Below are 25,143 nucleotides of genomic sequence, written 5' to 3' on the forward strand. Positions count from 1 at the left end.
GCTGCGCCAAATGGCGCCATGGCCGGGCGGCGTTCCGCAGGCGCGGGACGCAGGTAATGGTGGTTCCCTTGCCAAGTCCCGCAACGCCGCATGGCGCCATTTGCCGCGCAACCCGCAGGGCCGGGCGGCGCGGCCGCGTACGAAACGGGAACAGACCCTATCGCGGACCCACCTGTCAGGCAACCGAACGTACCGCTGCAGTTGTCGCAAAACCTGCCGATAGCCTCCTTATCCGCTGCGCAATTGGAGTTCCGCACATGTTTCAGATCCATCCAGACCGCCTTCGCCGCATTGGCCGGCGCCTGCACCCTGGCCGTGATCGCCGCACTTCTGCTGTATGCGATGGTTTCCGGAATGCGCAGCCAGGCGCTGGTCGAGGAGCGGACCCGTTCGCTGATCGACGGCATGGTCGAGCAGCGCGTCACCGCCCTCGCCCAGACCCAGGTCAGCCGCATCCAGGCACAACTCCAGGCCCCCCTGCAGATCGCCACCGGCCTCGCTCGAGTACACACCCTGACCGGCCTCAGCGATGACGAAGGGATGCCGATGGCCAACCTGACGCGCGAAGAGCTGATCAATCTGGCGCGACAGACCCTGCTCGAGAACTCCAATCTGACCAGCACCTACATCGCCTGGGAGCCCAACGGCGTGGACGTCAACGACGTCATGTACCGCGGCGACGCCCCGGGCATGGTCGACGGCCGCTTCGCCAGCTGGATCTACCGCGACGCCAGCGGCCAGATGGTGGTCGACAAGCTCACCGACATCGAGGACACCCGCCTGCTGGAAACCGGCGTGCGCGCCGGCGAGTACTACCTCTGCCCGCGCGAGCAGCTCAAGCCCTGCGTAGGCGATCCAGCACCCTACGAGATGAATGGCAAGACGTCGCTGCTGTCGTCGTTCAATGCGCCGATCATAATCGAGGGCAAGTTCCACGGTATCGTCGGCGCGGACATCAGCGTCGACTTCATCCAACAGCTGCTGAGCGAGGCCAACGCCCAGCTCTACGGTGGCGTCGGCCAGATCGCGCTGATCTCCAACAACGGTCGCCTTGCCGCCTACAGCCGCGACACCAGCCTTATCGGCAAGCCCGCGGCACAGATACTCGACGCCGAGGAGCAGGCACTGGTCAAGCAGTTGCCGGCCGGTCAGACCCACTATCGAATCGATCAGGCCCGTGGCCGCGTCGCGCTGTTCCTGCCGTTTTCCTTTGCCGGCACCGAGGCCCGCTGGGTGCTGATGCTGGAGCTGCCGACCGCCGAGGTGATGAAGGAGCTGGACCAGTTGATGGTCGCCCTCGCCGACGAAAGCCGCAGCAGCCTTGCCACCATGCTGGTCATCGGTGTGCTGATCGGCCTCGCCGGTCTGCTGGCGATCTGGCTGATCAGCCGCCGCATCACCCGCCCGCTGCGCGAAATGGTGGTCATGCTGGACAACATCGGCCAGGGCGAAGGCGACCTGACCCAGCGCCTGAACATCGACAGTCGCAACGAGCTAGGCCAGATCGCTGCCGGCTTCAACGCCTTCCTCGCGCGCCTGCAGGGCATGATCGGCGAGGTCGTCAGCTCGGTGCAGAAAGTGAGCGATGCCTCCGAGCACACCGCCGACATCGCCATCCGCACCGACAAGGGCGTGCAGACCCAGCTGGCGGAAATCGAGCTGGTGGCCACTGCCGTGCACGAAATGACCGCCACCGCCCAGGACGTGGCGCGCAACGCGACCCAGGCCGCCGAAGCCGCCAACAATGCCGATCGCGCGGCCAATCAGGGCCGGCACATCGTGCAGGACACCGGCTCGACCATCACCGAACTGGCCGACGAGATCGGCCGCGCGGTGGAGGTGGTGCAGACGCTGGCCCGCGACAGCGAGAACATCGACGCCATCCTGGTGACCATTCGCAGCATTGCCGAGCAAACCAACCTGCTCGCCCTCAACGCGGCAATCGAGGCGGCCCGCGCCGGCGAGCAGGGACGCGGCTTCGCCGTCGTGGCCGACGAGGTCCGCAACCTGGCGCAGAAGACGCAGCAGGCGACCGGCGAGATCCAGCAGATGATCCAGCAGCTGCAGAACGGCACGCGGGATGTGGTGCAGGTGATGGAGCAGAGTCAGAGCCGCACCCAGCGCAGCGTCGAGCAGGCGGATGCCGCCGCCGAGGCGCTGCAGGCGATCACCCAGGCGGTCTCGCTGATCAACGACATGAACAACCAGATCGCCAGTGCCGCCGAGGAGCAGAGCGCGGTGGCCGAAGACATCAACCGCAACGTCACCAACATCGGTCAGGTCGCGCAGGAAGTTGCCGGTGGCGCCGAGGAAGCCAGCCAGGCCAGTGCCGGGTTGACGCGCCTGGCCGAACAGCAGCGTCGTCTGATCAACCAGTTCAGGGTGTGACGACGACACAGCCGCGCCGGTTCACGCCGGCGTGAGGCACTCCGGCCCGTCGATACGCGGGTCATTCACCACGGTTGCCAGTGGGCGCTCACGCAAGGCCGGCTGAGGCTGGGCCAGCAGCGCCTGCAATGTCTCGAGCGGCGTTTCGGGATCGAGCCAGGCGGCCTGCCCGGCTTCATCAAGCATCAGTGGCCGACGCAGCGTAGCCGCGGGCAGCGTCACCACGGCGGCGCTCAGATACGTATGTCCCTGTACCGGATAAGCTTCCCAGAGTGCGGCGAAATAGCCGAGCGAGCCTTCGCTGGTCATCCAGTACGGGCGCTTGCGCGCCGCGCCACGCCATTCGTAGAAGCCGTTGGCCGGCAGCAACCCGCGCCGCTGGCGAAACGCCTCGCGGAACATAGGCTGTTCGCTGATGGTTTCTGCCCGGGCCTGGGCAGGGGTGCGCGTCAGATCGGTAAGCCAGGCCGGGGTCAGCCCCCAGCGCACGCGGCTGAGCTGCAACTGCGCATCGACCTGACGCAGCAGCAGCACCGAAGCGCCAGGCGCGAGGCTCCAGTGCGGTTGCTGATCAGAGGGGAAGCCGGGCAAGGCAGCGAAGTCCTGGCTCCAGCGGAAAAGGGCGTAGCGACCGCACATAAAAAGACTCGTCAGCAGATCAGTTCGCCGGGGTAACTCTCCGGTTCATCGCCCGGCAACGGCTCGGCGCCATTGTACGCAGCGATCAGCTGACGTGCCCGCTCGGCATCCGCATCCGCAACCATCAGTCCGAGCAGCCCGGCCGCCGGCAGCTCGCCCATGGCGCCGATCAGATGACTACCCGCCAGGAATGCCTCGATGCCCTCGGCAATCAACATGCCGCTGAGCATCTCCGCCTCCAGCAGATCGCGCGGCTCGTAGATACGCCGCATCATTCGTCCTCCCCGCGGGTTTCCAGCTGCCACTGTTCACCGTCCGTACGCAGATCAAAGACGATCGGCCGGCAGCACACGGCGCAGTCCTCGATGTACTGCTGATCGCCCGCACTGAGATCGAGGACGGCCTCGACCGGCTCGCCACAATAAGGGCAATGAAAGAGCTGTGTTTCCAGCATCGGTCCTCCGCGTGACTTGTCGCTATAATCGCCGTCTTTAAAGGTCGCTGATTCGAACCTTTAAGAAGACCGACTCGGTGTGTCCCGCAATTGGGCACCCTGGGCCGCAAGCAGGATTTCACAGGCATGAGGCGAAACGGCCGTTTACTCGATGAGTATGAGCCAGCCGGCTCCGGTCCGTTCCGCAAATTGCCTGCCCATCCGTTGCAGGCCCGTTCCTCGTTTCCTTTACAGAGAGCATGATGGACGAATTCGAAGCCATCCGACCCTACGCCGACGCCGAAGTACCGCTGGTCATGGCGCGCCTGTTCGCCGATCGCGAGTTTCTCGACATTCTGGCGCACTTCCGCTTCCCGCGACTGGCCGACAGCATGGGCTGGCTGATCAAGCCAGTCATTTCGCGGAGGTTGCGCAAGCAGTTCGCCAGTATCCGCACGGTAGACGCACTGCAGCACAAGATCGAAGCCTACATCGACCGCACGATCGAACGCGCTACCGACGGCGTGACCTTTTCCGGCCTGGAGCAGCTCCAGCAGGGCCGAGCCTATCTGTTTCTGGCCAACCACCGCGACATCGTCATGGACCCGGCGTTCGTCAACTATGCGGTCTATCAGGCCGGCATCCGCACTCCGCGCATCGCCATCGGCGACAACCTGCTGCAGCGCCCCTTCGTCAGTGACCTGATGCGTCTGAACAAGAGCTTCATCGTACGCCGCTCCATCAGCGGGCGGCGCGAGAAGCTGGCGGCTTACCAGGTGCTGTCGGCGTACATCAACCATTCGATCCGCAACGATGGCGAGTCGGTATGGATAGCCCAGGCCGAAGGGCGCGCAAAGGATGGGGACGACCGCACCGATTCGGCGATCCTCAAGATGCTGCACATGAGCCGCAAGGACGAGGCGTTCGCGGACGCACTGGCGGCACTGCGCCCGGTGCCGGTGGCGATCAGCTATGAATACGACCCATGCGACCAGGCCAAGGCCCGCGAGCTATACATCCGCGCCACCACCGGCACCTATACCAAGGCACCGGGCGAGGACGACGCGAGCATTGCCCTGGGCATCACCGGCTACAAGGGACGCGTGCACATCGCCTTCGGCACGCCCATGGAGCGCGCGCCCGAAGATTCCAAGCAGATGGCCCTGGCGCTGGATCGGCAGATTCTAGGCAGCTATCGGCTGTTCCCGGTGCACTACCTCGCGTACCGCCTCTGGGACGACCGTGATCCGGATATCCAGGTGCCCAGTGCCGCCGAGCTGTTCAGTCGCGAGGAAGTGGAGCGCGCCGAAGCCGAATGGAGCAAGCGTCTGGCCGCCTGCCCGAGCGTGCAGCAGCCCTATCTGATTCAGCAGTACGCCATGCCGGTGCGCAATCAGTACCGGCTCAACGCCGGTCTGGAACCCTGAACCCGAAAGGCCCGCAGTACCTGATCCGCGGGCCCTTCAGCGAATCGAAAACACGTTCAGAGCAGCCGTGAGGCCATCGACAGCCCCAGGCCGAGCAGCAGTCCAGCCCCGCCTACCCTGTTGAACAGCTGATTGACCCGCTGAGTCGCGCCATCGCTCGTCGACGCAGTTTCCAGTGCGGAAGCGACCAGCGGCCGCCGCAGGGCGCGTGTCTCTCGCCACTGCGTCGCCAGTAGCAACCAGCCGCCGCACAGCGCGCACAGCAGCGCCAGCCCGTTAAGAAGCAATGCTGGGGCGATCACCAGCCCCGACTGCGCATGTAACACCATCCAGATTTTCCTCTCTTCGAAGTCGCCCAGGCAGCCGCGTAGTGTATCCAGACGCCCGCCAGGATTCCGAATTCCCCGACGGAGCGATGTCAGCCCCGCACCATTATCAGGCCAGCTTATGACGCGCTCTTCACCGGTCGGCCTTGACTAAAGGTCGGGCGCGCCGTCACCCTCGGCATACCTCGAAACGGCGAAATAGAGCCTGTGCGGGGGCGGCAGCCAAATGCGCTAACGGTCGATGGACAAGCATCCCTTTCCATCGAGCGGTTATCCGCAACCCAGGCGCTGCAGGCACAGCTCTTCAGGCCGAATCACATGGCGCAGCAGCAGCGAGCGCCACGGGGAATCAGCTATTCAGAAATGACAGGACGAGATAATGAAAATAACAATGTTCACAACCGGAGCGCTCACGCTTTCACTGCTGGCCAGTAACGTCATGGCTGCGGTGTCCGAAACCGAGGCGGCCCGCCTCGGCAACGAACTGACGCCGATCGGCGCGGAGAAGTCCGGCAACGCTGCAGGTACCATTCCGGCCTGGACCGGAGGACTGGCTCAGGACGCTGCGGCGGTGACGCCAGACGGTTTCGTCGGCGACCCTTACGCCAGCGACAAGCCGAAGTTCACCATCACGGCGCAGAACTACGAGCAGTACAAGGACAACCTGACGCCTGGGCAGATCGCCATGCTCAAGCGCTATCCGGACAGCTACCGCCTGCCGGTCTACGAGACACGCCGCAGCGCGGCCATGCCCCAGCATGTCTATGACGCCGCCACGCGCAATGCCACGCAGACCAACATGGTCCGCGGCGGCAACGGCCTGGAGAACTTCGAGAAGGCCGTCGCCTTCCCGATTCCCAAGGACGGCCTGGAAGTCGCCTGGAACCACATCACCCGCTACCGCGGCGGCTCGGCGCGGCGAGTGATCGCCCAGGCCACGCCACAGGTGAACGGCAGCTTCAGCCTGGTGAAGTTCGTCGACGAGGTGGTCTACACCGACACCCTGACCGACTACAACCCCGAGAAGCATGGCAACGTGCTGTTCTACTTCAAGCAGCAGGTAACCGAGCCGTCCCGCCTGGCCGGCAACGTGCTGCTGGTACACGAGACCCTCGACCAGGTGAAGGAACCGCGCATGGCGTGGATCTACAACGCCGGCCAGCGCCGTGTACGCCGCGCACCGCAGGTCGCCTATGACGGCCCGGGCACTGCAGCCGACGGCCTGCGCACATCCGACAACCTGGACATGTTCAACGGTGCGCCGGACCGCTACGACTGGAAGCTGATCGGCAAGAAAGAGGTGTACATCCCCTACAACTCCTACCGCCTGGATTCGCCCGAGCTGAAGTACGAAGACATCGTCAAGACCGGCCATATCAATCAGGATCTGACCCGCTACGAGCTGCACCGCGTATGGGAAGTGGAAGCCACGCTGAAGTCGGGTGAGCGCCACATCTATGCCAAGCGCCACTTCTTCATCGACGAAGACACCTGGCAAGCTGCGGTGATCGACCATTACGACGGCCGCAACCAGCTGTGGCGCGTAGCCGAGGCGCACAGTCTGTACTTCTACAACGTGCAGGTTCCGCTGTACTCGATGGAGACCCTGTACGACCTCATCTCTGGCCGCTACCTGGTCATGGGCATGAAGAACGAAGAGAAGAACCCCTACACCTACAACTACAAGGCCAACTCCAACCAGTACACCCCGGCTGCCCTGCGCAACTCCGGCGTTCGCTGATTCGACTGGCTGCACTCGACGCCCCGCTGATCGTGGGGCGTTTTCGTTTTCCGCCCCGTGAAAACGAAGAAACCCTGCCAGGCTGGGCCATGGCAGGGTTTCGGATCGGCAGGACCGGCGAGTCGTGCGTATCGCTGGCGACTTACTCGGCTAGCAGGCGACCGATGTTGTCGTCGCGGAAGACGCGGGTCAGCGCATCGCTCAACACATCGGTGACCAGCTTGGTGTTGGTCTGCTCGTTCGGCGCCATGCCGAAACGCTGGTTCAGCGAGGCACCATAGCGGCCGTTGTAGCGTTTACCGGCGTTCTGCACTTCGATCTTCAGCGTCGCGCCAATATTGGCCTCGGTCACGTACAGGCCTTCTTTCGGCGACTGGTACTTCAGCTCCGCGAGGGTCAGGGTCAGCTGCGGCGCGTTGTAGGCGTTGGGCGACGGGGTGAAGCCGAGCAGGCGCACCGCCGCTTCGGTCTGAGCCTGCAGCTTGGGTATGACCTTGGCACTTGGCACGATCACCGCGCTGGTTTCCGGGTAAAGGCCGCCGCGGGTGCCAAGGGTCGGCGAGGGGCGCGCATCGACCACGCGCACGACGACCGGCTGGCCCTGGCCGACAGGATTGATGGTGCCATTGAGTTTGGGGTTCGGATCGAGCTGCTGGGGGCTGTGGGCACAGCCTACGAGACTCATTCCAAGAACGGTGACAAAACCGAACAACAGGCGTTGCAGCATGCTGTTTTCTCCAGGTTAGGGGGCGACGAGTGCGGCGCAGTATACCCAGCGGTACGACGCGCCGACAGTGATGCGATTCAGACCGATGGCAGTGCTGCGCCGTTCATTTCACGCAGCTGTCACAGAGCCCTGCGATAAGGGGTCATCTCTTCGCCAGGAGTGAAAACCATGCGCCAGATCCTTTCGCTGCTGCGCCGCCGCAAGCCCCGTCATTTCGCCCTGCTCGACGAACAGGGTCGCTGCCGCATGCTGCTGAGCAGTGCCGGCCGGCCCGATGGCGCGAACTGGGTGGAGGTCGAGGAAGCGCCTGAGCTGGATTGGCCGGCATCTTCCCACCGACTGCGAACGCGCGGCCTGAGCGGAACAGGCGCTTTGTTCAGGGCACAAAAAAGCCCCGTAGGTTCGTACGGGGCTTTTCGTTCGAGCCGGGACTGGCCTGCTGGTCAGTACTCCAGGCCCAGGCGCTTGTCGGCCATTTCGCTGATTTCGCGGTAGGCTGCTGCGTCGTTCTGCAGCGTGGTTTCGCGAGCCGGGAACATTTCCTGCAGCTTGCTGGACCAGGCCTGCGAACGGTACTGCTCGGGGAAGCAGCGCTCGAGCAGGTCGAGCATGATCGAAACGGTCACCGAAGCGCCCGGCGAAGCGCCGAGCAGCGCGGCGATGGTGCCGTCTTTCGCCGCGACCAGTTCGGTGCCGAACTGCAGGATGCCGCCCTTCTTCGGGTCCTTCTTGATGATCTGCACGCGCTGGCCGGCGATCTCCAGACGCCAGTCCTCGGCCTTGGCCTCGGGATAGAAACCACGCAGGGTTTCCAGGCGGTCCTCCATGGACTGCATCACTTCCTTGATCAGGTAGCGGGTCAGGTCCATGTTGTCGCGTGCCACGGCCATCATCGGGCCGATGTTGCTCGGCCGAATCGACAGCGGCAGGTCCATGAACGAACCGCGCTTGAGGAACTTGGTGGTGAAGCCGGCGTAGGGCCCGAACAGCAGGGACTTCTTGCCGTCGACGACACGGGTGTCCAGGTGCGGTACGGACATCGGCGGCGCGCCGACTGCTGCCAGGCTGTAGACCTTGGCCTGGTGCTGCTTGACGATTTCCGGGTTGTCGCAGCGCAGCCACTGACCGCTGACCGGGAAGCCGCCGAAGCCCTTGCCTTCGTCGATACCGGACATCTGCAGCAGCGGCAGCGCAGCGCCACCGGCGCCGAGGAAGACGAAGCCGGATTGCACCTGGCGCGATTCGCCGGTGCGAGTGTTCTTGATGTCGACTTTCCAGCCGCTGGCCGTACGGTCGAGACCGGTGACCTTCTGGTTGTAGGACACCTTGACGCCAGCGCTACGCGACAGATAGCCGAGAAGCTGGCTGGTCACCGCACCGAAATTGACGTCGGTACCGTTCATGGCGCGAGTTGCAGCGATGGGCTCGTCGGCGGCGCGGCCCGGCATCATCAGCGGCATCCACTCGGCCAGAGTCGCGCGATCCTCGCTGTACTCCATGTCAGCGAAGGCGTGATGGGTCTTCAGCGCATCGAAGCGACGCTTGAGATAGTCGATGTTCTTGCTGCCGCGCACGAAGCTCAGATGCGGAACAGCATTGATGAAATCACGCGGGGAACCGAAACCTTCACGGTCAGCGAGGTAGGCCCAGAACTGCTTGGAGACCTCGAACTGGGTGTTGATCAGCACGGCCTTCTTGATGTCGATCGCGCCATCTTTGCTGTCGGGCGTGTAGTTCAGCTCGCAGAGCCCGGCGTGACCGGTACCGGCATTGTTCCACGGATTGGAGCTTTCGATGGCTCCGGATTCCTGCAGTTCGACGATTTCCAGCTTGATATTGGGATCGAGTTCCTTGAGCAGTACCGCGAGGGTCGCACTCATGATGCCGGCTCCCACCAGCACCATATCCACTGCTTCGCTATCGTGTTGCGTCATCAACGCGTTCTCCAGAATCACAGCATTAAACTGTCGAGACCGCAGTACGCGGCCCCGTAAAACCCACCAGCCAGACGGTCAGGAACGGAGCATGTGCCTGGACCGCTGCTCGGGAACATGTGCCCGAGAACAGGAAGCCAGAGGCTGCCTGCCAGCTGTCGGAAGGGCGGCTTTTGGCCTCCTTCCTCTCGCTGCGATCCATCCGGAGCGGGCCTGGCCCAATGCTCGACGGTGGACGCTGCGAGGAAAACGATTGCGAATCATGTTGCCGAAGCCAGCCGCAGCCTTCGCCGCTGGCAGCGGACTGTGCCGATACGTTCGATACGAAACGGCGGCCCTCAGTTCAGCCGCGCATGGCCTCGATCAGTTCGATATAAGGTCTGGCCTGACGCTGGTTGGCGACCAGATCGATAAAGCTCTGCCCTTTGCTATCCCGGGCATCGAGGTCGTAGCCGGCGGCCACGAAGAAGCCGAGAAAGCGCTCGAAATCATCAATGCGCAGGCCGCGATAGGCCTTGATCAGCTTGTGCAGCGAAGGGGGGGGATCGTCAGCCGGTTCAGGCTGAAGAAACAGCTTGATCGACTCATCCGCGATCTCGTCGCCAATCACCTGCTTCTTGTCTTTACGCATGCCGCCTCCGGTCCACGGGGTCTCACGGGGGCGGCAGTTTACTCCTCGCAGGCGACGCACTCAACGCGCCAGGCCGGCTTGCGACCAAGGTCGTACATCGCCGCCTCGGTATGCCGGGCGATCTTTCAGCACAAAGAACAAGAGCTGCCCGCGCTTATAATGGCGCCTTCGCCTACAAGGAGCGTCCCAGGCATGAAACTTCCCCCACTGTTTGCCGCCTGGCACCAGGTCCTGCGTCTGGGCTACGGTGCCCGCGCGCTGCGCGGCGATATCAGCGCCGGCCTGACGGTCGGCATCATCGCCATCCCGCTGGCCATGGCCCTGGCGATCGCCGTTGGCGTGGCGCCACAGCACGGTCTCTACACCGTATTGATCGCCGCGCCACTGATCGCGCTGACCGGGGGATCGCGCTTCAATGTCTCCGGGCCGACAGCGGCTTTCGTGGTGATCCTGTTGCCGATCACCCAGCAGTTCGGCCTTGGCGGCCTTCTGCTGTGCACCATGCTCGCCGGTCTGATCCTGATCGCACTGGGCCTGCTGCGCGCTGGACGCCTGATCGCATTCATCCCCTACCCTGTCACCCTCGGATTCACCGCGGGCATCGGCATCGTCATCGCCACCCTGCAGATCAAGGACCTGTTCGGCCTGACGCTGAACGAACAACCACAGCACTACGTCGAGCAGGTCAGCCTGCTGCTGCGCTCGCTGCCGGGCGCCCGGCTCGGCGACGCGCTGGTGGCGGCGATCTGTCTCGCGGTGCTGATCATCTGGCCGCGCTGGGTACCGAAAGTACCCGGGCACCTGGTGGCACTGACCGTCGGTGCGCTGGCAGGTTTGCTGCTGGAATCGTCCGGATTGTCCGTGGCGACCCTTGGCGAGCGGTTCAGCTACACCCTGGACGGGATCACCCATCCGGGTATTCCACCGTTTCTCCCAGATTTCGCCTGGCCCTGGCTGCTACCCGGTCCGGATGGCCAGCCGCTGCAGCTGAGTTACGAGCTGTTCCGCGAATTGCTCGCGCCGGCGTTTGCCATCGCCATGCTCGGCGCCATCGAGTCGCTGCTTTGCGCCGTGGTCGCCGACGGCATGACCGGCAGCAACCACGAGCCCAACGGCGAGCTGATCGGCCAGGGGCTGGGCAATCTGGTCGCCCCGCTGTTCGGCGGCATCACGGCGACCGCAGCGATCGCCCGCAGCGCCACGAATGTCCGGGCCGGGGCGTTCTCGCCGCTGGCAGCAATGATTCATGCGGGTGTGGTGCTGGTCGCAGTGCTCTGGCTGGCGCCGCTGTTCAGTTACCTGCCCATGGCGGCACTGGCGGCGTTGCTGGTGATGGTGGCGTGGAACATGAGCGAAGCGCCGCACGTGCTGCACGTATTGCGCATTGCACCGCGCAGCGATGTGCTGGTGCTGCTGACCTGCCTGACACTCACCGTGCTGTTCGACATGGTGCTGGCCGTCGGGGTCGGGCTGCTGCTGGCAGCCGGGCTGTTCATAAAGCGCATGAGCGAGCTGACCGACACCACCGCTCTCTCGCGCGAGCAACGGCGCATCCTCCAGGACATGCCCGAGCACGTGGCGACCTACGCGATCCGTGGGCCGCTGTTCTTCGGCGCGGCGGAAAAGGCGCTGGGCGCGCTGCGGCGCTTCAATCCCGAGGTCAAGGTGGTGATCGTCGACATCAGCGCGGTGCCGATGCTGGACATGACCGCGCTGGCATCGCTGGAAAACGTGCTGGTGGATTACCGCCGACTGGGGGTCACGCTGATCCTGAGCGGCAGCAATGCGCGCGTCCGCCTGAAATTGCGCCGCGCCGGCATTCACCGCCTGCAGGGGCATCTGCTGTACGTGCGCAACCTGAGTCAGGCCCGCGAGAAAGCACTGCGCCTGTTGCGCCCGGAGCCGGGCGAGGCCCCCGCCTGAATGCGCTCCCGGCTTGTCCGGCAGCGCAAGCCATAGGTCAGCCTGCGTATTTTTGCAGGTTGGCCATCATCTCCTTCAACGCTTCCATGTTGTCGGCCGGGTGCGCGGCATTCTCGAAATTGCAGATCTGCTGCCACTGAGCCGCGACGTCCTCGGCATCGAAGCCGGCCTGCGGGTCGAAGCCGACGCCAAGGCTGCGTTCCCAGCGCACCTTGCCCATCCAGCCGCCACCCACCTCGAACAGGCCGGAGGTTTCCTGGCACTGCTCGCTAGCCAGATACACCACCAGCGGACTCACCAGTTCGGGTTTGAGCTGCTCGAACACCTGCGGCGGAATCAGCCCCTCGGTCATCCGCGTGCCGCCGGTGGGCGCGATGGCGTTGACCAGCACGTTGTTCTTGCGCCCTTCCAGCGCCAGCGTACGGGTCAGGCCGTACAGACCGAGCTTGGCCATGCCGTAGTTCGACTGCCCGAAGTTGCCATAGATGCCGGAGGTCGAAGCGGTGAAGATCACCCGCCCGTAGTTCTGTTCGCGCATGTGTGGCCAGGCGGCACGGGTGACCTTGTAGGCGCCCTCGACATGCACCCGATAGACCAGATCCCAGTCGGCGTCTTCCATCTTGTGGAAGGTTTTGTCGCGCAGGATGCCGGCGTTGTTCACCACCACATCTATGTGACCGAAGGAATCGAGGGCCTGCTGCACGATGCGATCGCCATCGGTTACTGAATCATGATTGGCGACAGCGGTGCCCCCCGCCTGGCGAATTTCCTCCACCACACGATCAGCAGCGGAGCTGTTGGCTCCCTCGCCCTGGGTGCTGCCGCCCAGATCATTGACCACGACCTTCGCACCGTGGCGGGCGAACAGCAGCGCGTGCGCCCGCCCGAGCCCGCCGCCGGCTCCGGTCACGATCACTACCTTGTCTTCGAAGCGAATGGCATCAGTCATGGCGTACTCCCTCAGCGGTCTTGGATGAATTCAGGTGCGCCGAGTGTCGATCAGGCGCCGGGGCCCGACAACCAACCGCCCGGAAATGAATGCCAGTGCATAAGGGTCGAGGATGGGCTGCTCCGCCGCCAATGTTCTGGACGTTTTTTATTCATACCGCCGACAGCCGTGCCATCACTGGCCCGGCGGCGTATTTGCCCAAACAACTCACAGCGTTATCCACAGCCATCGTGGATAACCAAAGCGATCACTACCATCGTGAAATGGCACCGCACATATTGCCTATGAACGCGCGAGGCCTTCTGTTATGCGGCCCGTGGTCGCACCAAGCAGGACTGAGCAAAAAACGCACATACTGCTGGAAGTCCCGCGCCGCTTCGCCTAGAGCAGACCTTCCCAAGGTTATCCACAGAACCGCACACAACTATCGGGGATAAATGAAGCGGCAAATAGCGCAAGTGCTATCACGGCAATGTCGAGAATCTAAGAGCGCTGGGAGCGCCCTGTTCTTAGCATGAGCGCATCAACCGACGGAGAGATCGTCCATGTCCAGTCGCAATCTGCTCGAGAGCCTGTTTGCCAATTACGCGTGCGCCAGTGGAGGTGCATTGAACGGCCGCTGACATCGCCGAGCACGCTTGGCCGTTCGTCCATGCCCGCGTACCCTTCCGCCAGCCCTACGAGCGGAGTAAACGATGACCTTGCGTTCCATTTGCGTTTTCTGCGGCGCCAGCCGTGGTTCGAATCCCATCTATGAACAAGCAGCCCAGGATCTCGGCCGCACCCTTGCGGCCAACGGCATCCGGCTGATCTACGGCGGCGGCGCCGTCGGCCTGATGGGGGTGGTGGCAGACGCCACCATGGCTGCCGGCGGCGAGGTGATCGGCATCATTCCGCAGAGCCTGAAAGATGCCGAGGTCGGCCACACCGGCCTCACTCGGCTGGAAGTAGTCGACGGCATGCACGCCCGCAAGGCGCGGATGGCAGAGCTCGCGGATGCCTTCATCGCTTTACCTGGCGGGCTGGGTACGCTGGAGGAGCTTTTCGAGGTCTGGACCTGGGGTCAGCTTGGCTATCACCCCAAACCGCTCGGGTTGCTGGACGTCAACCACTTCTACAGCAAGCTCAGTCATTTCCTCGATCACCTCGTCGAAGAGGGATTCGTCCGCTCCCAGCACCGCGAGATGTTGCAACGTAGTGACGAGTCGCAGGCGCTCATAGAGTTGCTGGATGCCTGGCAACCGCCTACTCATAGTCGCTGGGCCAAAAATTCGCCGCTGTGATCTAGCCGAATCCAGCTGATCAAATTTCACTCTCCGAGCTGTAGCCCACGCATCAAGCGGGCCGCAGCTCTGCCTCCCCATGTTATCCACATGCGCATCCACAGCAAAAGTGGATAAGCGCTCGCATCGACCTGTTGTGTTACGCACGTGCGGGCAATGCGACATTTCAGAAGCCTTAAACCTGCGAACGTACAATTTTCGATCAACAGGCTCGATCGCTAGTGCCGCTAATGCTGTAGCAAGCAGCTAAATGGTTATCCACAACTCAGCCCACAGCTGTAGTGGATAAGGTAGCCGAACGAATCGAACGTGCTGGACTCAACAAAAGCATCGCTCGTCTAATTCCGAGGCTTACACCATGGGTGCATCAACAAGGCTTCAATCGCTGCATCAGGGCAGACGTCCATGAGCTGGCTGGCCCTGACACTGGTGGCGTTCGTCATCTTCGTGCTGGTCTTCTTCGTCAAGAACCGGCAGCTCAACCATCCCGCGCTGCAATATCCCTATCGCCTCAAGGCGCCACTATTCTCGCCAGCGGAACGCGAGCTGCTGGAAATGCTGCAACGCACGGTCGGCGAGCGCTATCTGATCTTCCCCAAGGTAAGCGTCGCCGACGTTGTGGAAGTCACCGCCATCGCCCGACGGGCGTACTGGTACCGCGCCACCAACCGCATCGCGGCCACGCGCTTCGATTTCGTGCTGTGCGACAGGGCCGATCTTCAGCCGGTCTGCGTCATCAACCTGCACGACCCTGACACCGATGAGGAATTCATGGATCGACTGTGCGAGACGGTCGGGTTGCCGCAGGTCCACCTGCCAGCGGATGCAGCGCGCTCCTATAGCGATGTCCGGGAAGCCATCGAGTCGGCGCTGCAGCCCTGATCGACCGCTGGCGGGAATGAGCGCAGCAGCGGACGGTCACACGTCTGCATGACGTATCCATGCTGTGCAGTACCGCTGCGGAGACATCTGCAATCGACCACCGGCTACGAGTGACACTATGAAATACGCTCTCCCCCTGCTGCTTTCCCTCGCCCCGCTGGCTGCGCTGGCGGACGACCCGACCTGTCATGACACCAACGAAGCGCAGGTCGCCGCGCTTTTCGATCGCTGGAACGACGATGTGCAATCAGGCGATCCAAAACGCGTGGTGGAAAACTACGCACCTGACTCGATGCTGCTGCCTACAGTGTCCAACACGCCGCGGCAGACGGCGGAAGCCAAGCTCGACTACTTCGAGCACTTTCTGGCGCTCAAACCGAAGGGCGAAGTTGTCTCGCGAAAGATCATGATCGACTGCAACAGCGCGCTCGATACCGGGCTCTACAGCTTCAAGCTGGGCGACGGCAAGACGGTGCCGGCGCGTTATACCTTTACCTACAGGTGGTCCGCCGACGCCGGACAGTGGCTGATCACCAGTCACCACTCATCGGCGATGCCAGAGCAGCCCGAGGCGGTACAGCAGGTGATTGAAGAGAGCGACTGATCGTCCTGCGAAATACGCCCAAACAGGGGCGCCTGGCCACACCAGCGGGGCGCGCCCGCTGTACCATCCGCCCTCGACAAGCGAAGGGTCTCGACCGCGGGCTTGCACCAGCCCGCCTGTGCTCGATACTTCTGATAAGCACGCCGTATCCGGACCCGAACCATCATGCAACTCAAGCCGCTGTTATCACGCCTGTTCGACCTGGCCAGCCGCCTGATTCGGCGCTATCCAGGTACGGTTGCGCTGTTCGGATTCGTTTCCGGGGTGGCGAGTTTCGTTCTGGTGGAACGCCACGCCGGCCTGGCCAAGGTGGTCGCCCTGGTGATGCTGGTGAGCTGGCTCTGGCTGGTACTGGAATCGAGCCTGCGGCGCAGCCTGCAGAGCTGGTTCGGCTGGCAGGTGCCAAGACCGCTGCTGCGCTATGCCACCCAGATGGTGCATCAGGAAAGCCTGTTCTTCATCATTCCGTTCTTTGCCATCACCACCACCTGGAACAGTGGGCAAGCCCTGTTCACCGGCCTGCTTGGCGCCGCCGCGCTCGTTTCGCTGATCGATCCGCTGTACTACAAATGGCTGGCACCGCGGCGCTGGGTCTACCTGGGGTTTCACGCGCTGACGCTGTTCGCCGTCCTGCTGACCGCGTTGCCGATCATCCTTCATCTGTCCACCCCGCAGAGTTATCAGCTGGCGCTGGGCGTCGCAGTAGTGCTGGCCCTGCCGAGCCTCAGCGGACTGTTCCCCCGCTCGAACTGGCGCACGTGGCCCGGCATCCTGTTGCTGGCGGTGGCGCTGGGTGCCGCAGGTTGGCTGGGACGGACCTGGGTGCCCCCGGCAACCCTGTGGCTGACCGATGTCGCCGTGACCATGAGCCTCGATGATCGGCAACGCAAACCCGGCAAGGGGCTGCGCGAAATCACCAGCGCAGAACTGCACGCAAATGGCCTCTACGCCTATACCGCCATCAACGCACCGCGCGGCCTGAAGGAGCGCATCTTCCACGAGTGGACCCACAACGGCCGGCGCGTCGACCGTATCGCCCTTGAGATCAGCGGCGGCCGCGAAGCCGGTTATCGCGCCTGGACCCACAAGCGCAACTTCCCGAAAAAATCATCGGGCCGCTGGCGAGTACGTGTCGTTACCGAAGCAGGCCAGATGATCGGCATGCTGCGTTTCCAGGTCACCGATTAGCGAACCACCCGCCGCCTCGCGTATCCAAATCAGAACCAGCCTGGCTTGGAGAAGGACATGGAGTGGTGGGCGAGCATCTCCTACACCATCGCGTCGGAGTTCTCCGACATCACCGACCTGGAGGACGCGACCCGCGTCAGTAGCCGACTGCTGATCGCGTCGATTCTCGGCGGCCTGCTCGGCTATGAACGCGAGCGCCGACGCAAGGCCGCCGGCTTGCGCACCCACATGCTGGTTGCGCTTGGTGCAGCGTTGTTCGTACTGGTACCGGTGCAGGCGGGCATGAGCCTCGAGGACATTTCCCGGGTGATTCAGGGCCTGGTTACCGGTATTGGCTTTCTCGGAGCCGGGACTATCCTCAAGGGCGACTCCGCGGAAGACGTCAAGGGCCTGACCACCGCCGCGGGCATCTGGCTTACGGCCGCCATCGGTGTCGCCGTCGGCCTCGGGCATGAAGCAACGGCCGTAATGAGCACGCTGTTGGCGCTGGCGATCTTTGCTTTGATGCCACGGCTGGAGCGACATACTGCCCTGCGTGCCGCGCGCAAGCGTCGCCACCCGGACCAGCCGCGCTAGCGAACGCCACTCCACTGCCCAAGGATTTCGCCATGTCCAACTTCCGTATTCTTCTGACCGGCGCCGTTCTAACTGCTCTGGCAGGTTGCAGCGAAACGGCCAAGCTTCCGGTGGAATCCGGATACGGCCCGACACCGGCGCTGCCAGAGCCGAACAAGACAGTCCTGCCCACGGTACACATCGCCCCCGCCAAAGGCTGGCCGCAAGATGGCAAACCGCAGGCGGCGGCCGGTCTGCGCGTGGCGGCGTTCGCCCGTGACCTGGACCATCCCCGCTGGCTCCATGTGCTGCCCAATGGCGATGTGCTCGTGGCGGAATCGGACGCACCGCCGAAGCAACAGAGCCAGGGACTGCGCGGCTGGATTGCCAGCAAGATCATGGCCCGCGCTGGCTCCGGAGGCCCCAGCGCCAACCGCATCACCCTGCTGCGCGATCGTGACGGCGATGGCGTGGCGGAACAGCACACGGTGTTTCTGGAAAACCTCAACTCCCCGTTCGGTATGGCGTTGGTAGGCAACCACTTCTACGTCGCCAACACGGACGCGCTGCTGCGCTTTCTCTATACGCCCGGCACCACCCGTATCACCGCGAACGGCGAGAAGGTCGTGGACCTACCCGCTGGGCCGATCAATCACCACTGGACCAAGAACGTCATTGCCAGCCAGGACGGCAGCCGCCTCTATGTCACCAGCGGCTCCAACAGCAATGTGGCCGAGAACGGCATGCAGGCCGAAGAGAACCGCGCAGCGATTCTCGAGGTGGATCCGCAAGCCAGGAGCATGCGTCTGTTCGCTTCAGGCCTGCGCAACCCCAATGGCCTTGCCTGGCAGCCGGACAGCGGAGCGCTATGGACCACCGTCAACGAGCGCGACGAGATCGGCAGCGACCTGGTGCCGGACTACATGACCTCGGTGCAGGGCGGCGGATTCTACGGGTGGCCCTACAGCTACTTCGGCCAGCACATCGACGAGCGCGTGCAGCCCCAACGCCCGGATCTGGTCGAGCGTGCCATCGTCCCAGACTATGCACTGGGCGCGCATACCGCCTCGCTCGGCCTGGCCTTCTACGAAGGCACGCTGCTGCCGCAGCACTACCGCCACGGCGCGTTCGTTGGTCAGCACGGCTCCTGGAATCGCAAGCCGCGCAGTGGCTATAAGGTGGTTTTCATCCCCTTCCGCGACGGCATGCCGGCTGGGCAGGCAGAGGATGTGCTGACCGGCTTCGTCAACGAGGCAGGAGAGGCAATGGGTCGCCCGGTAGGGGTCGCCGTGGACAAGACCGGGGCCGTGCTGGTGGCCGACGATGTCGGCAACGTGGTCTGGCGCGTCACCCCTGATGACCGTTGATACCGTCGCCCGCTGATCCGTTGAACCTTGCCGGACGCCGTATGGCCATAAAGGTAACGTCCATACGCAACGAGGCACTCCCATGATCAAGCGCGCCATCTACATCTTCGCCCCTGTCGTGCTGCTCGCCGGCTGTTCCGGCAATGTGCAGAACCCGGTAGACCGCATCACCTTCCGTGACGAGCCACTGGTACGCGATGTGGAGACCGGCATGTCTCAGGAGCAGGTACTGACCATCGGTGGCGAGCCCTCGAAGGCCGCAGCTCGCACTGTAGTGCCTGGCATCTGCCACGATTACATCCTCAATCGCGATGGCCATCAGCAACCTTATTACGTCAGTTTCGATGGCTCCGGCCGCGTGGACGGCCAGGGCTTCCTGACCTGCGATCAGCTTGAGGAAAACCAGCGCAAACTGCACCGCTGACAGCCGGGCACAGGCGCGAGCACGCTTCGGGCCTGTGCATTCAACGCTCCCCTTGAAGGAGACCAGCATGCCTCGTGGAGAAAAAACCAAGTACACCGACAAGCAGCAACGCAAGGCCGAACACATTGAGGAAGGCTACGAGAAGCGTGGCGTCCCCGAGGACGAGGCCGAAGCGCGCGCATGGGCGACGGTCAACAAGCAATCCGGCGGCGGAGAACGCAAAGGGGGCTCGGGCAGGAGCAAGGGCGAGACCGCCAAGCGGGCTGAGCGCAAGGACTCGGCCCACCGCGCAGCCGATGCCCGCCAGGGCAAATCACCAAACAAGGGTTCGGCACGAAGCTCGAAGTCGGCCAGCACGGCGCTTGCCGACATGACCCGCGACCAGCTCATGGAAAAGGCCCGCGAGCGGGACATTCGTGGCCGTTCGAAGATGCGCAAGAACGAACTGCTACGGGCGCTGAGCTGAGGACTGAGGGCATGCCGATGATTGACCAAACCGCTCCGAAAGAGGGCAATCCCAAGCGCGAGGACCCAGGCGACCCTGTGCCGATTGATGAGCCGGGTGAGCCTGAGCCGGCGCCCGCACCGCCGGACGAGCCCCACCGCTAAACTTTTCGTCAGCATCCTGTTCTCAAACTGGGAACCGTGAATCACCGCGTCCGCGGTGAACCAGACCAGGAGATGGCGATGAGCTACGTACAATTGAGCGATAAACAGAGCCTGCGCGAGCGGGCTCGTCAACATGTCGAGAATGGAGCCGTCACCGAGAGTTACTCGGCCGATCGAGAAGTCGTGATCAATCTGCTGAACGAAGCGCTGGCGACAGAACTGGTGTGCTATCTGCGCTACAAGCGCCACTACTACATGGCCACAGGGCTGAAATCCAGCGCCGCCGCGGACGAGTTCCTCGAGCACGCTAATGAGGAGCAGGAACACGCCGATCGGCTGGCCGAGCGCATCGTCCAACTGGGTGGCGCGCCGGACTTCAACCCCGACGGCCTGACGGAGCGCGCCCACGCGCAGTACGCCGAAGGCAACGGCCTGCGCGACATGGTTTTCGAGAACCTGGTGGCCGAACGCATCGCCATCGACAGCTACCGCGAGATCGTGCAGTACATCGGTGACAAGGATCCGACCACCCGCCGCATCTTCGAGGACATCCTCGCTCAGGAAGAAGAGCACGCCGATGATCTGGCTGGCCTGCTGGACGGCATGAACTAGCCCAGGACCTGCCGGCGCCTCGCTGAAGCAGGCGGCACGCCATTCCCGTCAGCTTTTCAGCGAAACATAAAAAAAGGCCACCCTAGGGTGGCCTTAAATTTTAGGAAGAGAGGTACAGCTTAGCCGGCTGCCACCGGACGCATGTAGGAGATCGGTGCGGTCTGCGGGTCATCGAAGGTCACCAGTTCCCACGCATCCTTTTGTTCCATCAGGGTGCGCAGCAAACGGTTGTTCAACGCGTGGCCGGATTTATAGCCGCGGAATTCGCCGATCAGACTGGTGCCCAGCAAGTACAGATCACCAATGGCATCGAGAATCTTGTGCTTCACGAATTCGTCCTCGTAACGCAGGCCGTCTTCGTTGAGCACACTGGTTTCGTCCACCACGATTGCGTTCTCAACGCTGCCGCCAAGCGCCAGGTTGTGCGAGCGCAGGAACTCGATGTCGCGCATGAACCCGAAGGTACGTGCACGGCTGACTTCCTTGACGAAGGAAGTGCTCGAGAAATCCACACTGGCAGTCTGGGTGCGGCCTTTGAAAACCGGATGGTCGAAATCGATCTCGAAACTCACCTTGAAGCCGTCGAAAGGCAGGAAAGTAGCGCGCTTGTCACCTTCCTCGACTGTCACTTCACGCTTGATGCGGATGAACTTCTTGTGGGCGTCCTGCTCCTGCAGGCCGGCGGATTGAATCAGGAATACGAAAGGTCCAGCGCTACCATCCATGATCGGCACTTCCGACGCTGAGAGTTCGACGTAGGCGTTGTCGATCCCCAGGCCAGCCATTGCCGACAGCAAATGCTCCACCGTGTCGACCTTGACGTCACCGTTGACCAATGTCGTGGACATGGTGGTTTCGCCAACGTTCTCGGCCCGCGCAGGAATCTCCACAGGCGGATTGAGGTCGGTGCGACAGAACACGATTCCGGTATCCACCGGTGCCGGTTTCAGGGTGAGATAAACCTTCTCTCCCGAATGCAAGCCGACGCCGGTGGCGCGAATGATGTTCTTCAGGGTGCGTTGTCTGATCATGGCCTTTTGCTTCGCTTTAGCGCTAGTTGCGAATAGTTTTCAACAATTGGCGGCGATAATAGCAGAAGCCAACTTTGCTGAACACCAATCACAACGATACTCCTGATAAATTCAATCAATCGGCCTGACGACGCAGAAACGCGGGAATGTCCAGATAATCCAGATCTTCCTGCGGATTCAGCTTGGCTGCAGTGGCAGCTGCATGCGCCTGATTACGCATCACGGTCGGACGCTCGAGGTCACGATAATTGACCGCGGCCTGCTCATGCTGACGCGGTGCCGGAGCGGCGGAAGCGGCAACAGAGGTCTGCACGGTGTTGTCGACGACCTTGACCGGCTTTTCATTGCGCGGACCGAGCCCGGTAGCGACCACGGTGACATGCAGCTCGTCGGCCATGTCCGGATCGATCACGGCGCCAACCTTGACGGTGGCCTCATCGGACGCGAAGGCCTCGATGATTTCGCCCACGGCAGCGTACTCGCCGAGCGAAAGGTCCAGACCAGCAGTGATGTTGACCAGAATGCCACGTGCGCCCTGCAGGTTGACGTCTTCCAGCAGCGGGTTGCGAATGGCAGCCTCGGTGGCTTCGCGAGCACGGTTCGGGCCGGTGGCGCAACCAGTGCCCATCATCGCCATACCCATCTCGCCCATAACGGTCTTGACGTCGGCGAAGTCGACGTTCATCAGGCCCGGACGCTGCATGATGTCGGAGATGCCACGGACCGCACCGGCCAGTACGTCATCAGCCTTGGCGAAAGCGGCCAGCAGGCTGGCGTCCTTGCCGAGGATGGTCAGCAACTTCTCGTTGGGGATAGTGATCAGCGAATCGACGCAATCGGACAGCGCACGGATACCTTCGTCGGCCACCTGCATGCGACGACGACCCTCGAAGGGGAACGGACGGGTGACCACGGCGACGGTAAGGATGCCCATTTCCTTGGCTACCGAAGCGATGATCGGCGCAGCTCCGGTACCGGTGCCGCCGCCCATGCCGGTGGTGATGAACACCATGTCCGCACCTTCCAGTACTTCGGCGATGCGCTCACGATCTTCCATCGCCGCCTGGCGACCGATGTCCGGATTGGTACCGGCACCCAGACCTTTGGTGATGGCCGAGCCGAGCTGCAACACGGTGCGTGCTTCAACTTTCTTCAGCGCCTGGGCGTCAGTGTTGGCGCAGATGAATTCGACGCCTTCGACGTTATTGCGAACCATGTGGTTCACGGCATTGCCGCCACCGCCACCGACACCGATGACCTTGATGACTGCACTTTGCGGGGTATGATCTACGAGTTCGAACATTTCCCTCTCTCCTTCCAGCTTTCTAGTTTTGGTTGTTACAGCGCACTGCTTAAAAATTGCCCTGGATCCAGCCCTTGAGTCGGTCCAGAACAGACGTCTTTGATTCGTCGGCGAAATTGCCGATGCCAGACACGGGAATGCCGTCGGCCTGCTTTTGCAGTCCGTACAGCAACAGGCCCACGCCCGTTGAATAGATGGGGTTACGTACTACGTCGCTCAGTCCCTTGACGCTGTGCGGCACGCCCAGGCGCACCGGCATGTGAAAGATTTCCTCAGCCAGGTCGACGGCTCCTTCCATCTTCGCTGTACCGCCTGTGAGAACGATCCCGGCCGGGACCAGATCCTCGTATCCGCTACGACGCAGCTCGGCCTGGATAAGGGTGAACAGCTCGTCATAGCGCGGCTCGACCACCTCTGCCAGAGCCTGCCGCGAGAGTTCGCGCGGTGGGCGATCGCCGACGCTGGGAACCTTGATGGTCTCGCCTGCACCGGCCAGCTTGGCCAACGCGCAAGCATAACGAATCTTGATCTCTTCGGCATACTGGGTCGGCGTGCGCAATGCCATGGCGATGTCGTTGGTGACCTGATCGCCGGCGATCGGGATGACCGCGGTATGACGAATCGCGCCTTCGGTGAAAATGCAGATGTCGGTGGTGCCGCCGCCGATGTCCACCAGGCAGACGCCCAGCTCCTTTTCATCGTCGGTCAGTACCGCGTGTGCAGAGGCCAGTTGCTCCAGGATGATGTCATCCACTTCCAGGCCGCAGCGACGCACGCACTTCTCGACATTCTGCGCCGCATTCACCGCGCAAGTGACCACATGGACCTTGGCCTCAAGGCGCACGCCGGACATGCCCAGCGGTTCGCGCACACCTTCCTGGTTGTCGATCACGTAATCCTGCGGCAGCGTGTGCAGCACGCGCTGGTCCGCCGGAATGGCCACAGCCTGGGCGGCGTCAAGTACCCGCTCCAGGTCCGCGGCGCTGACTTCACGGTCGCGGATCGCGACGATGCCATGGGAGTTCAGGCTGCGAATGTGGTTGCCCGCCAGGCCGACGAAGGCCGAATGGATGCGGCAGCCAGCCATCAGCTGAGCTTCTTCGATAGCGCGCTGAACCGACTGCACGGTGGATTCGATATTGACCACCACGCCCTTCTTCAACCCGCGCGAAGGATGGGTACCGATTCCCACGATTTCCAGCTCACCATCGGCAGTCACCTCACCCACCAGCGCCACCACCTTGGAGGTGCCGATGTCCAGGCCGACGATCATCTTGCCGCTTTGCACGCTCGACATGTGTTTCATTCCTCAATTCTTCGCAGCGACGGTCGTATCCGTCACAGTCGGGACCGGCTCATGCCAGGCGACGGCCAGGCCGTTCGCATAGCGCAGATCGATCCGTGCGATCTTCTCGCTTTCCTGCTCCAGCGCCTTTTGATAGATGGCGGTGAAGCGACGCATTTTTTCTACAACCTGGTCCCGCCCCAGCAGCAACTCGACGCCCTGGTTGGTGGTCAGGAACCAGCTTCCACGCTCGCGCAGCTCCAGACGGGAAATGGAGAATCCCAGCGGGCGCAGCATCTGGCTGAGCATCTGGTATTGCTGCATGACACGCTGTTGGGCCCGCTTCGGACCATATAAATGTGGCAAGTGTTCATATCGGGTCAGGTCATCCGGCGAGAAAGCCTGCCCTTTATTGTTAAGCAATGCTTCGCCCCCCCAGCGGGCAATCGGCAATTGCTCATCCAGCCGCACCATCACCTGGTCCGGCCAGACGCGGCGAACTTCGACATGGGCGATCCACGGCATCTGTTCCAGTTGGTGGCGCATGCCGTTCAGATCAACCTTGAAGAAGCTCTGCTCGACGAAAGGCGCTATGCGCTGCTGGACCGCCTCGCGACTCACATAGCCCAATTCGCCCTGCACACTGACCTTGGCGATCGGCCGATCGGCATAGGGCAGCAGCCGCTCGCCCAGCTCGTAAAGCCCGACCGCCAACCCGACCAGTAGCACCGGCCAGACGAAACGCTTCAGCCCGGCGAGGCTCGGCTTCGGCAGGCGCTGCGACAGCGGCTGCGGTTGCACCAGGCGGCTCGCACCCCGTTGCGCGGGCTTGCGCGAGGCGCGGCCGCTTCCGGGTTGCGAATGGCGCAGCGTGGCGATCAT

Annotated in this window: 25 protein-coding genes and 1 pseudogene; 14 read left to right on the forward strand and 12 right to left on the reverse strand. The window is 62.8% G+C overall.

Annotation, left to right across the window (positions count from 1 at the left end):
* The first annotated feature begins 243 nt into the window (after nucleotides 1-243).
* Nucleotides 244-2,388: a methyl-accepting chemotaxis protein gene (locus BM275_RS02835; protein WP_090519214.1), complete on the forward strand. Its 2,145-nt coding sequence runs from the start codon at nucleotides 244-246 to the stop codon at nucleotides 2,386-2,388.
* Between the two features lie 21 nt (nucleotides 2,389-2,409).
* On the opposite strand, the gene BM275_RS02840 is transcribed toward BM275_RS02835, so the two are convergent.
* The 3 genes from BM275_RS02840 to BM275_RS02850 are packed head-to-tail and all read right to left on the reverse strand — an operon-like array spanning nucleotide 2,410 to nucleotide 3,481.
* Nucleotides 2,410-3,027, reverse strand: coding sequence for an SOS response-associated peptidase (locus BM275_RS02840; RefSeq protein ID WP_090519215.1), 618 nt, complete (start codon nucleotides 3,025-3,027; stop codon nucleotides 2,410-2,412).
* Between the two features lie 11 nt (nucleotides 3,028-3,038).
* Nucleotides 3,039-3,299 (reverse strand): putative signal transducing protein, encoded by a 261-nt coding sequence (locus BM275_RS02845; RefSeq protein ID WP_014821315.1) that lies wholly within the window; start codon nucleotides 3,297-3,299, stop codon nucleotides 3,039-3,041.
* Nucleotides 3,299-3,481, reverse strand: a complete 183-nt coding sequence (locus BM275_RS02850) for a CPXCG motif-containing cysteine-rich protein (protein ID WP_003302744.1) — start codon at nucleotides 3,479-3,481, stop codon at nucleotides 3,299-3,301. The genes BM275_RS02845 and BM275_RS02850 overlap by 1 nt, the downstream gene beginning before the upstream one ends.
* A 239-nt stretch (nucleotides 3,482-3,720) precedes the next feature.
* Here BM275_RS02850 and BM275_RS02855 point away from each other — a divergent pair, with 239 nt between their 5' ends.
* Nucleotides 3,721-4,887: a 1-acyl-sn-glycerol-3-phosphate acyltransferase gene (locus tag BM275_RS02855; RefSeq protein ID WP_014821316.1), complete on the forward strand. Its 1,167-nt coding sequence runs from the start codon at nucleotides 3,721-3,723 to the stop codon at nucleotides 4,885-4,887.
* A 56-nt stretch (nucleotides 4,888-4,943) separates the two neighbouring features.
* On the opposite strand, the gene BM275_RS02860 is transcribed toward BM275_RS02855, so the two are convergent.
* A complete protein-coding gene (locus BM275_RS02860) occupies nucleotides 4,944-5,216 on the reverse strand; it encodes a hypothetical protein (protein WP_090519216.1) in 273 nt (90 codons plus the stop codon).
* A gap of 388 nt (nucleotides 5,217-5,604) precedes the next feature.
* Here BM275_RS02860 and BM275_RS02865 point away from each other — a divergent pair, with 388 nt between their 5' ends.
* On the forward strand, nucleotides 5,605-6,954 hold the full coding sequence (locus BM275_RS02865) for a DUF1329 domain-containing protein (RefSeq protein ID WP_090519217.1): 1,350 nt from the start codon (nucleotides 5,605-5,607) through the stop codon (nucleotides 6,952-6,954).
* Between the two features lie 142 nt (nucleotides 6,955-7,096).
* On the opposite strand, the gene BM275_RS02870 is transcribed toward BM275_RS02865, so the two are convergent.
* Nucleotides 7,097-7,681: a YajG family lipoprotein gene (locus tag BM275_RS02870; RefSeq protein ID WP_014821319.1), complete on the reverse strand. Its 585-nt coding sequence runs from the start codon at nucleotides 7,679-7,681 to the stop codon at nucleotides 7,097-7,099.
* A gap of 168 nt (nucleotides 7,682-7,849) precedes the next feature.
* Here BM275_RS02870 and BM275_RS22380 point away from each other — a divergent pair.
* Nucleotides 7,850-8,039 (forward strand): annotated as a pseudogene (locus BM275_RS22380) (hypothetical protein).
* Nucleotides 8,040-8,124: 85 nt separating this feature from the next.
* Here BM275_RS22380 and mqo read toward each other — a convergent pair.
* Nucleotides 8,125-9,636, reverse strand: coding sequence for a malate dehydrogenase (quinone) (gene mqo / locus BM275_RS02880; protein ID WP_080950556.1), 1,512 nt, complete (start codon nucleotides 9,634-9,636; stop codon nucleotides 8,125-8,127).
* A 322-nt stretch (nucleotides 9,637-9,958) separates the two neighbouring features.
* The gene (locus BM275_RS02885) at nucleotides 9,959-10,246 is read right to left on the reverse strand and encodes a PA4642 family protein (protein ID WP_090519218.1); all 288 of its coding nucleotides are present in this window, start codon (nucleotides 10,244-10,246) and stop codon (nucleotides 9,959-9,961) included.
* Between the two features lie 192 nt (nucleotides 10,247-10,438).
* Here BM275_RS02885 and dauA point away from each other — a divergent pair, with 192 nt between their 5' ends.
* Nucleotides 10,439-12,169, forward strand: coding sequence for a C4-dicarboxylic acid transporter DauA (gene dauA / locus BM275_RS02890; RefSeq protein WP_090519219.1), 1,731 nt, complete (start codon nucleotides 10,439-10,441; stop codon nucleotides 12,167-12,169).
* Between the two features lie 37 nt (nucleotides 12,170-12,206).
* Here dauA and BM275_RS02895 read toward each other — a convergent pair whose 3' ends face one another.
* Nucleotides 12,207-13,118 carry an SDR family oxidoreductase gene (locus BM275_RS02895; RefSeq protein ID WP_090519220.1) on the reverse strand — a complete coding sequence of 304 codons (912 nt, stop codon included), beginning with the start codon at nucleotides 13,116-13,118 and terminating at the stop codon, nucleotides 12,207-12,209.
* 695 nt (nucleotides 13,119-13,813) lie between these two features.
* Between BM275_RS02895 and BM275_RS02900 the strand changes: the two genes are divergently transcribed.
* The 9 genes from BM275_RS02900 to BM275_RS02940 all read left to right on the forward strand — a co-directional run bounded on the left by BM275_RS02900 (nucleotide 13,814) and on the right by BM275_RS02940 (nucleotide 20,642).
* Nucleotides 13,814-14,401 carry an LOG family protein gene (locus BM275_RS02900; protein ID WP_041014805.1) on the forward strand — a complete coding sequence of 196 codons (588 nt, stop codon included), beginning with the start codon at nucleotides 13,814-13,816 and terminating at the stop codon, nucleotides 14,399-14,401.
* 405 nt (nucleotides 14,402-14,806) lie between these two features.
* The gene (locus tag BM275_RS02905) at nucleotides 14,807-15,283 is read left to right on the forward strand and encodes a DUF2726 domain-containing protein (RefSeq protein ID WP_090519221.1); all 477 of its coding nucleotides are present in this window, start codon (nucleotides 14,807-14,809) and stop codon (nucleotides 15,281-15,283) included.
* Nucleotides 15,284-15,401: 118 nt separating this feature from the next.
* Nucleotides 15,402-15,887: an SgcJ/EcaC family oxidoreductase gene (locus BM275_RS02910; RefSeq protein WP_090519222.1), complete on the forward strand. Its 486-nt coding sequence runs from the start codon at nucleotides 15,402-15,404 to the stop codon at nucleotides 15,885-15,887.
* Nucleotides 15,888-16,052: 165 nt separating this feature from the next.
* Complete coding sequence (locus tag BM275_RS02915) at nucleotides 16,053-17,075, forward strand: DUF5924 family protein (protein WP_090519223.1); 1,023 nt, start codon at nucleotides 16,053-16,055, stop codon at nucleotides 17,073-17,075.
* Between the two features lie 57 nt (nucleotides 17,076-17,132).
* Nucleotides 17,133-17,651: an MgtC/SapB family protein gene (locus BM275_RS02920; protein WP_014821328.1), complete on the forward strand. Its 519-nt coding sequence runs from the start codon at nucleotides 17,133-17,135 to the stop codon at nucleotides 17,649-17,651.
* A 32-nt stretch (nucleotides 17,652-17,683) separates the two neighbouring features.
* Nucleotides 17,684-18,997: a PQQ-dependent sugar dehydrogenase gene (locus tag BM275_RS02925; RefSeq protein WP_090519224.1), complete on the forward strand. Its 1,314-nt coding sequence runs from the start codon at nucleotides 17,684-17,686 to the stop codon at nucleotides 18,995-18,997.
* Nucleotides 18,998-19,079: 82 nt separating this feature from the next.
* Nucleotides 19,080-19,421 (forward strand): osmotically-inducible lipoprotein OsmE, encoded by a 342-nt coding sequence (gene osmE / locus BM275_RS02930; RefSeq protein WP_090519225.1) that lies wholly within the window; start codon nucleotides 19,080-19,082, stop codon nucleotides 19,419-19,421.
* Between the two features lie 67 nt (nucleotides 19,422-19,488).
* Nucleotides 19,489-19,887: a Rho termination factor N-terminal domain-containing protein gene (locus tag BM275_RS02935; protein ID WP_090519226.1), complete on the forward strand. Its 399-nt coding sequence runs from the start codon at nucleotides 19,489-19,491 to the stop codon at nucleotides 19,885-19,887.
* Between the two features lie 221 nt (nucleotides 19,888-20,108).
* Nucleotides 20,109-20,642 carry a ferritin-like domain-containing protein gene (locus BM275_RS02940; protein WP_014821332.1) on the forward strand — a complete coding sequence of 178 codons (534 nt, stop codon included), beginning with the start codon at nucleotides 20,109-20,111 and terminating at the stop codon, nucleotides 20,640-20,642.
* A 119-nt stretch (nucleotides 20,643-20,761) separates the two neighbouring features.
* Here BM275_RS02940 and lpxC read toward each other — a convergent pair whose 3' ends face one another.
* The 4 genes from lpxC to BM275_RS02960 form a co-directional block, all read right to left on the reverse strand.
* Nucleotides 20,762-21,673 carry a UDP-3-O-acyl-N-acetylglucosamine deacetylase gene (gene lpxC / locus BM275_RS02945; RefSeq protein ID WP_003302766.1) on the reverse strand — a complete coding sequence of 304 codons (912 nt, stop codon included), beginning with the start codon at nucleotides 21,671-21,673 and terminating at the stop codon, nucleotides 20,762-20,764.
* A 115-nt stretch (nucleotides 21,674-21,788) separates the two neighbouring features.
* Complete coding sequence (gene ftsZ, locus BM275_RS02950) at nucleotides 21,789-22,976, reverse strand: cell division protein FtsZ (protein ID WP_014821333.1); 1,188 nt, start codon at nucleotides 22,974-22,976, stop codon at nucleotides 21,789-21,791.
* Between the two features lie 49 nt (nucleotides 22,977-23,025).
* Nucleotides 23,026-24,273 (reverse strand): cell division protein FtsA, encoded by a 1,248-nt coding sequence (ftsA, locus tag BM275_RS02955; protein WP_046617978.1) that lies wholly within the window; start codon nucleotides 24,271-24,273, stop codon nucleotides 23,026-23,028.
* 12 nt (nucleotides 24,274-24,285) lie between these two features.
* A complete protein-coding gene (locus tag BM275_RS02960) occupies nucleotides 24,286-25,143 on the reverse strand; it encodes a cell division protein FtsQ/DivIB (protein WP_014821335.1) in 858 nt (285 codons plus the stop codon).

The organism is Stutzerimonas kunmingensis (assembly GCF_900114065.1).
Lineage (GTDB): Bacteria > Pseudomonadota > Gammaproteobacteria > Pseudomonadales > Pseudomonadaceae > Stutzerimonas > Stutzerimonas kunmingensis.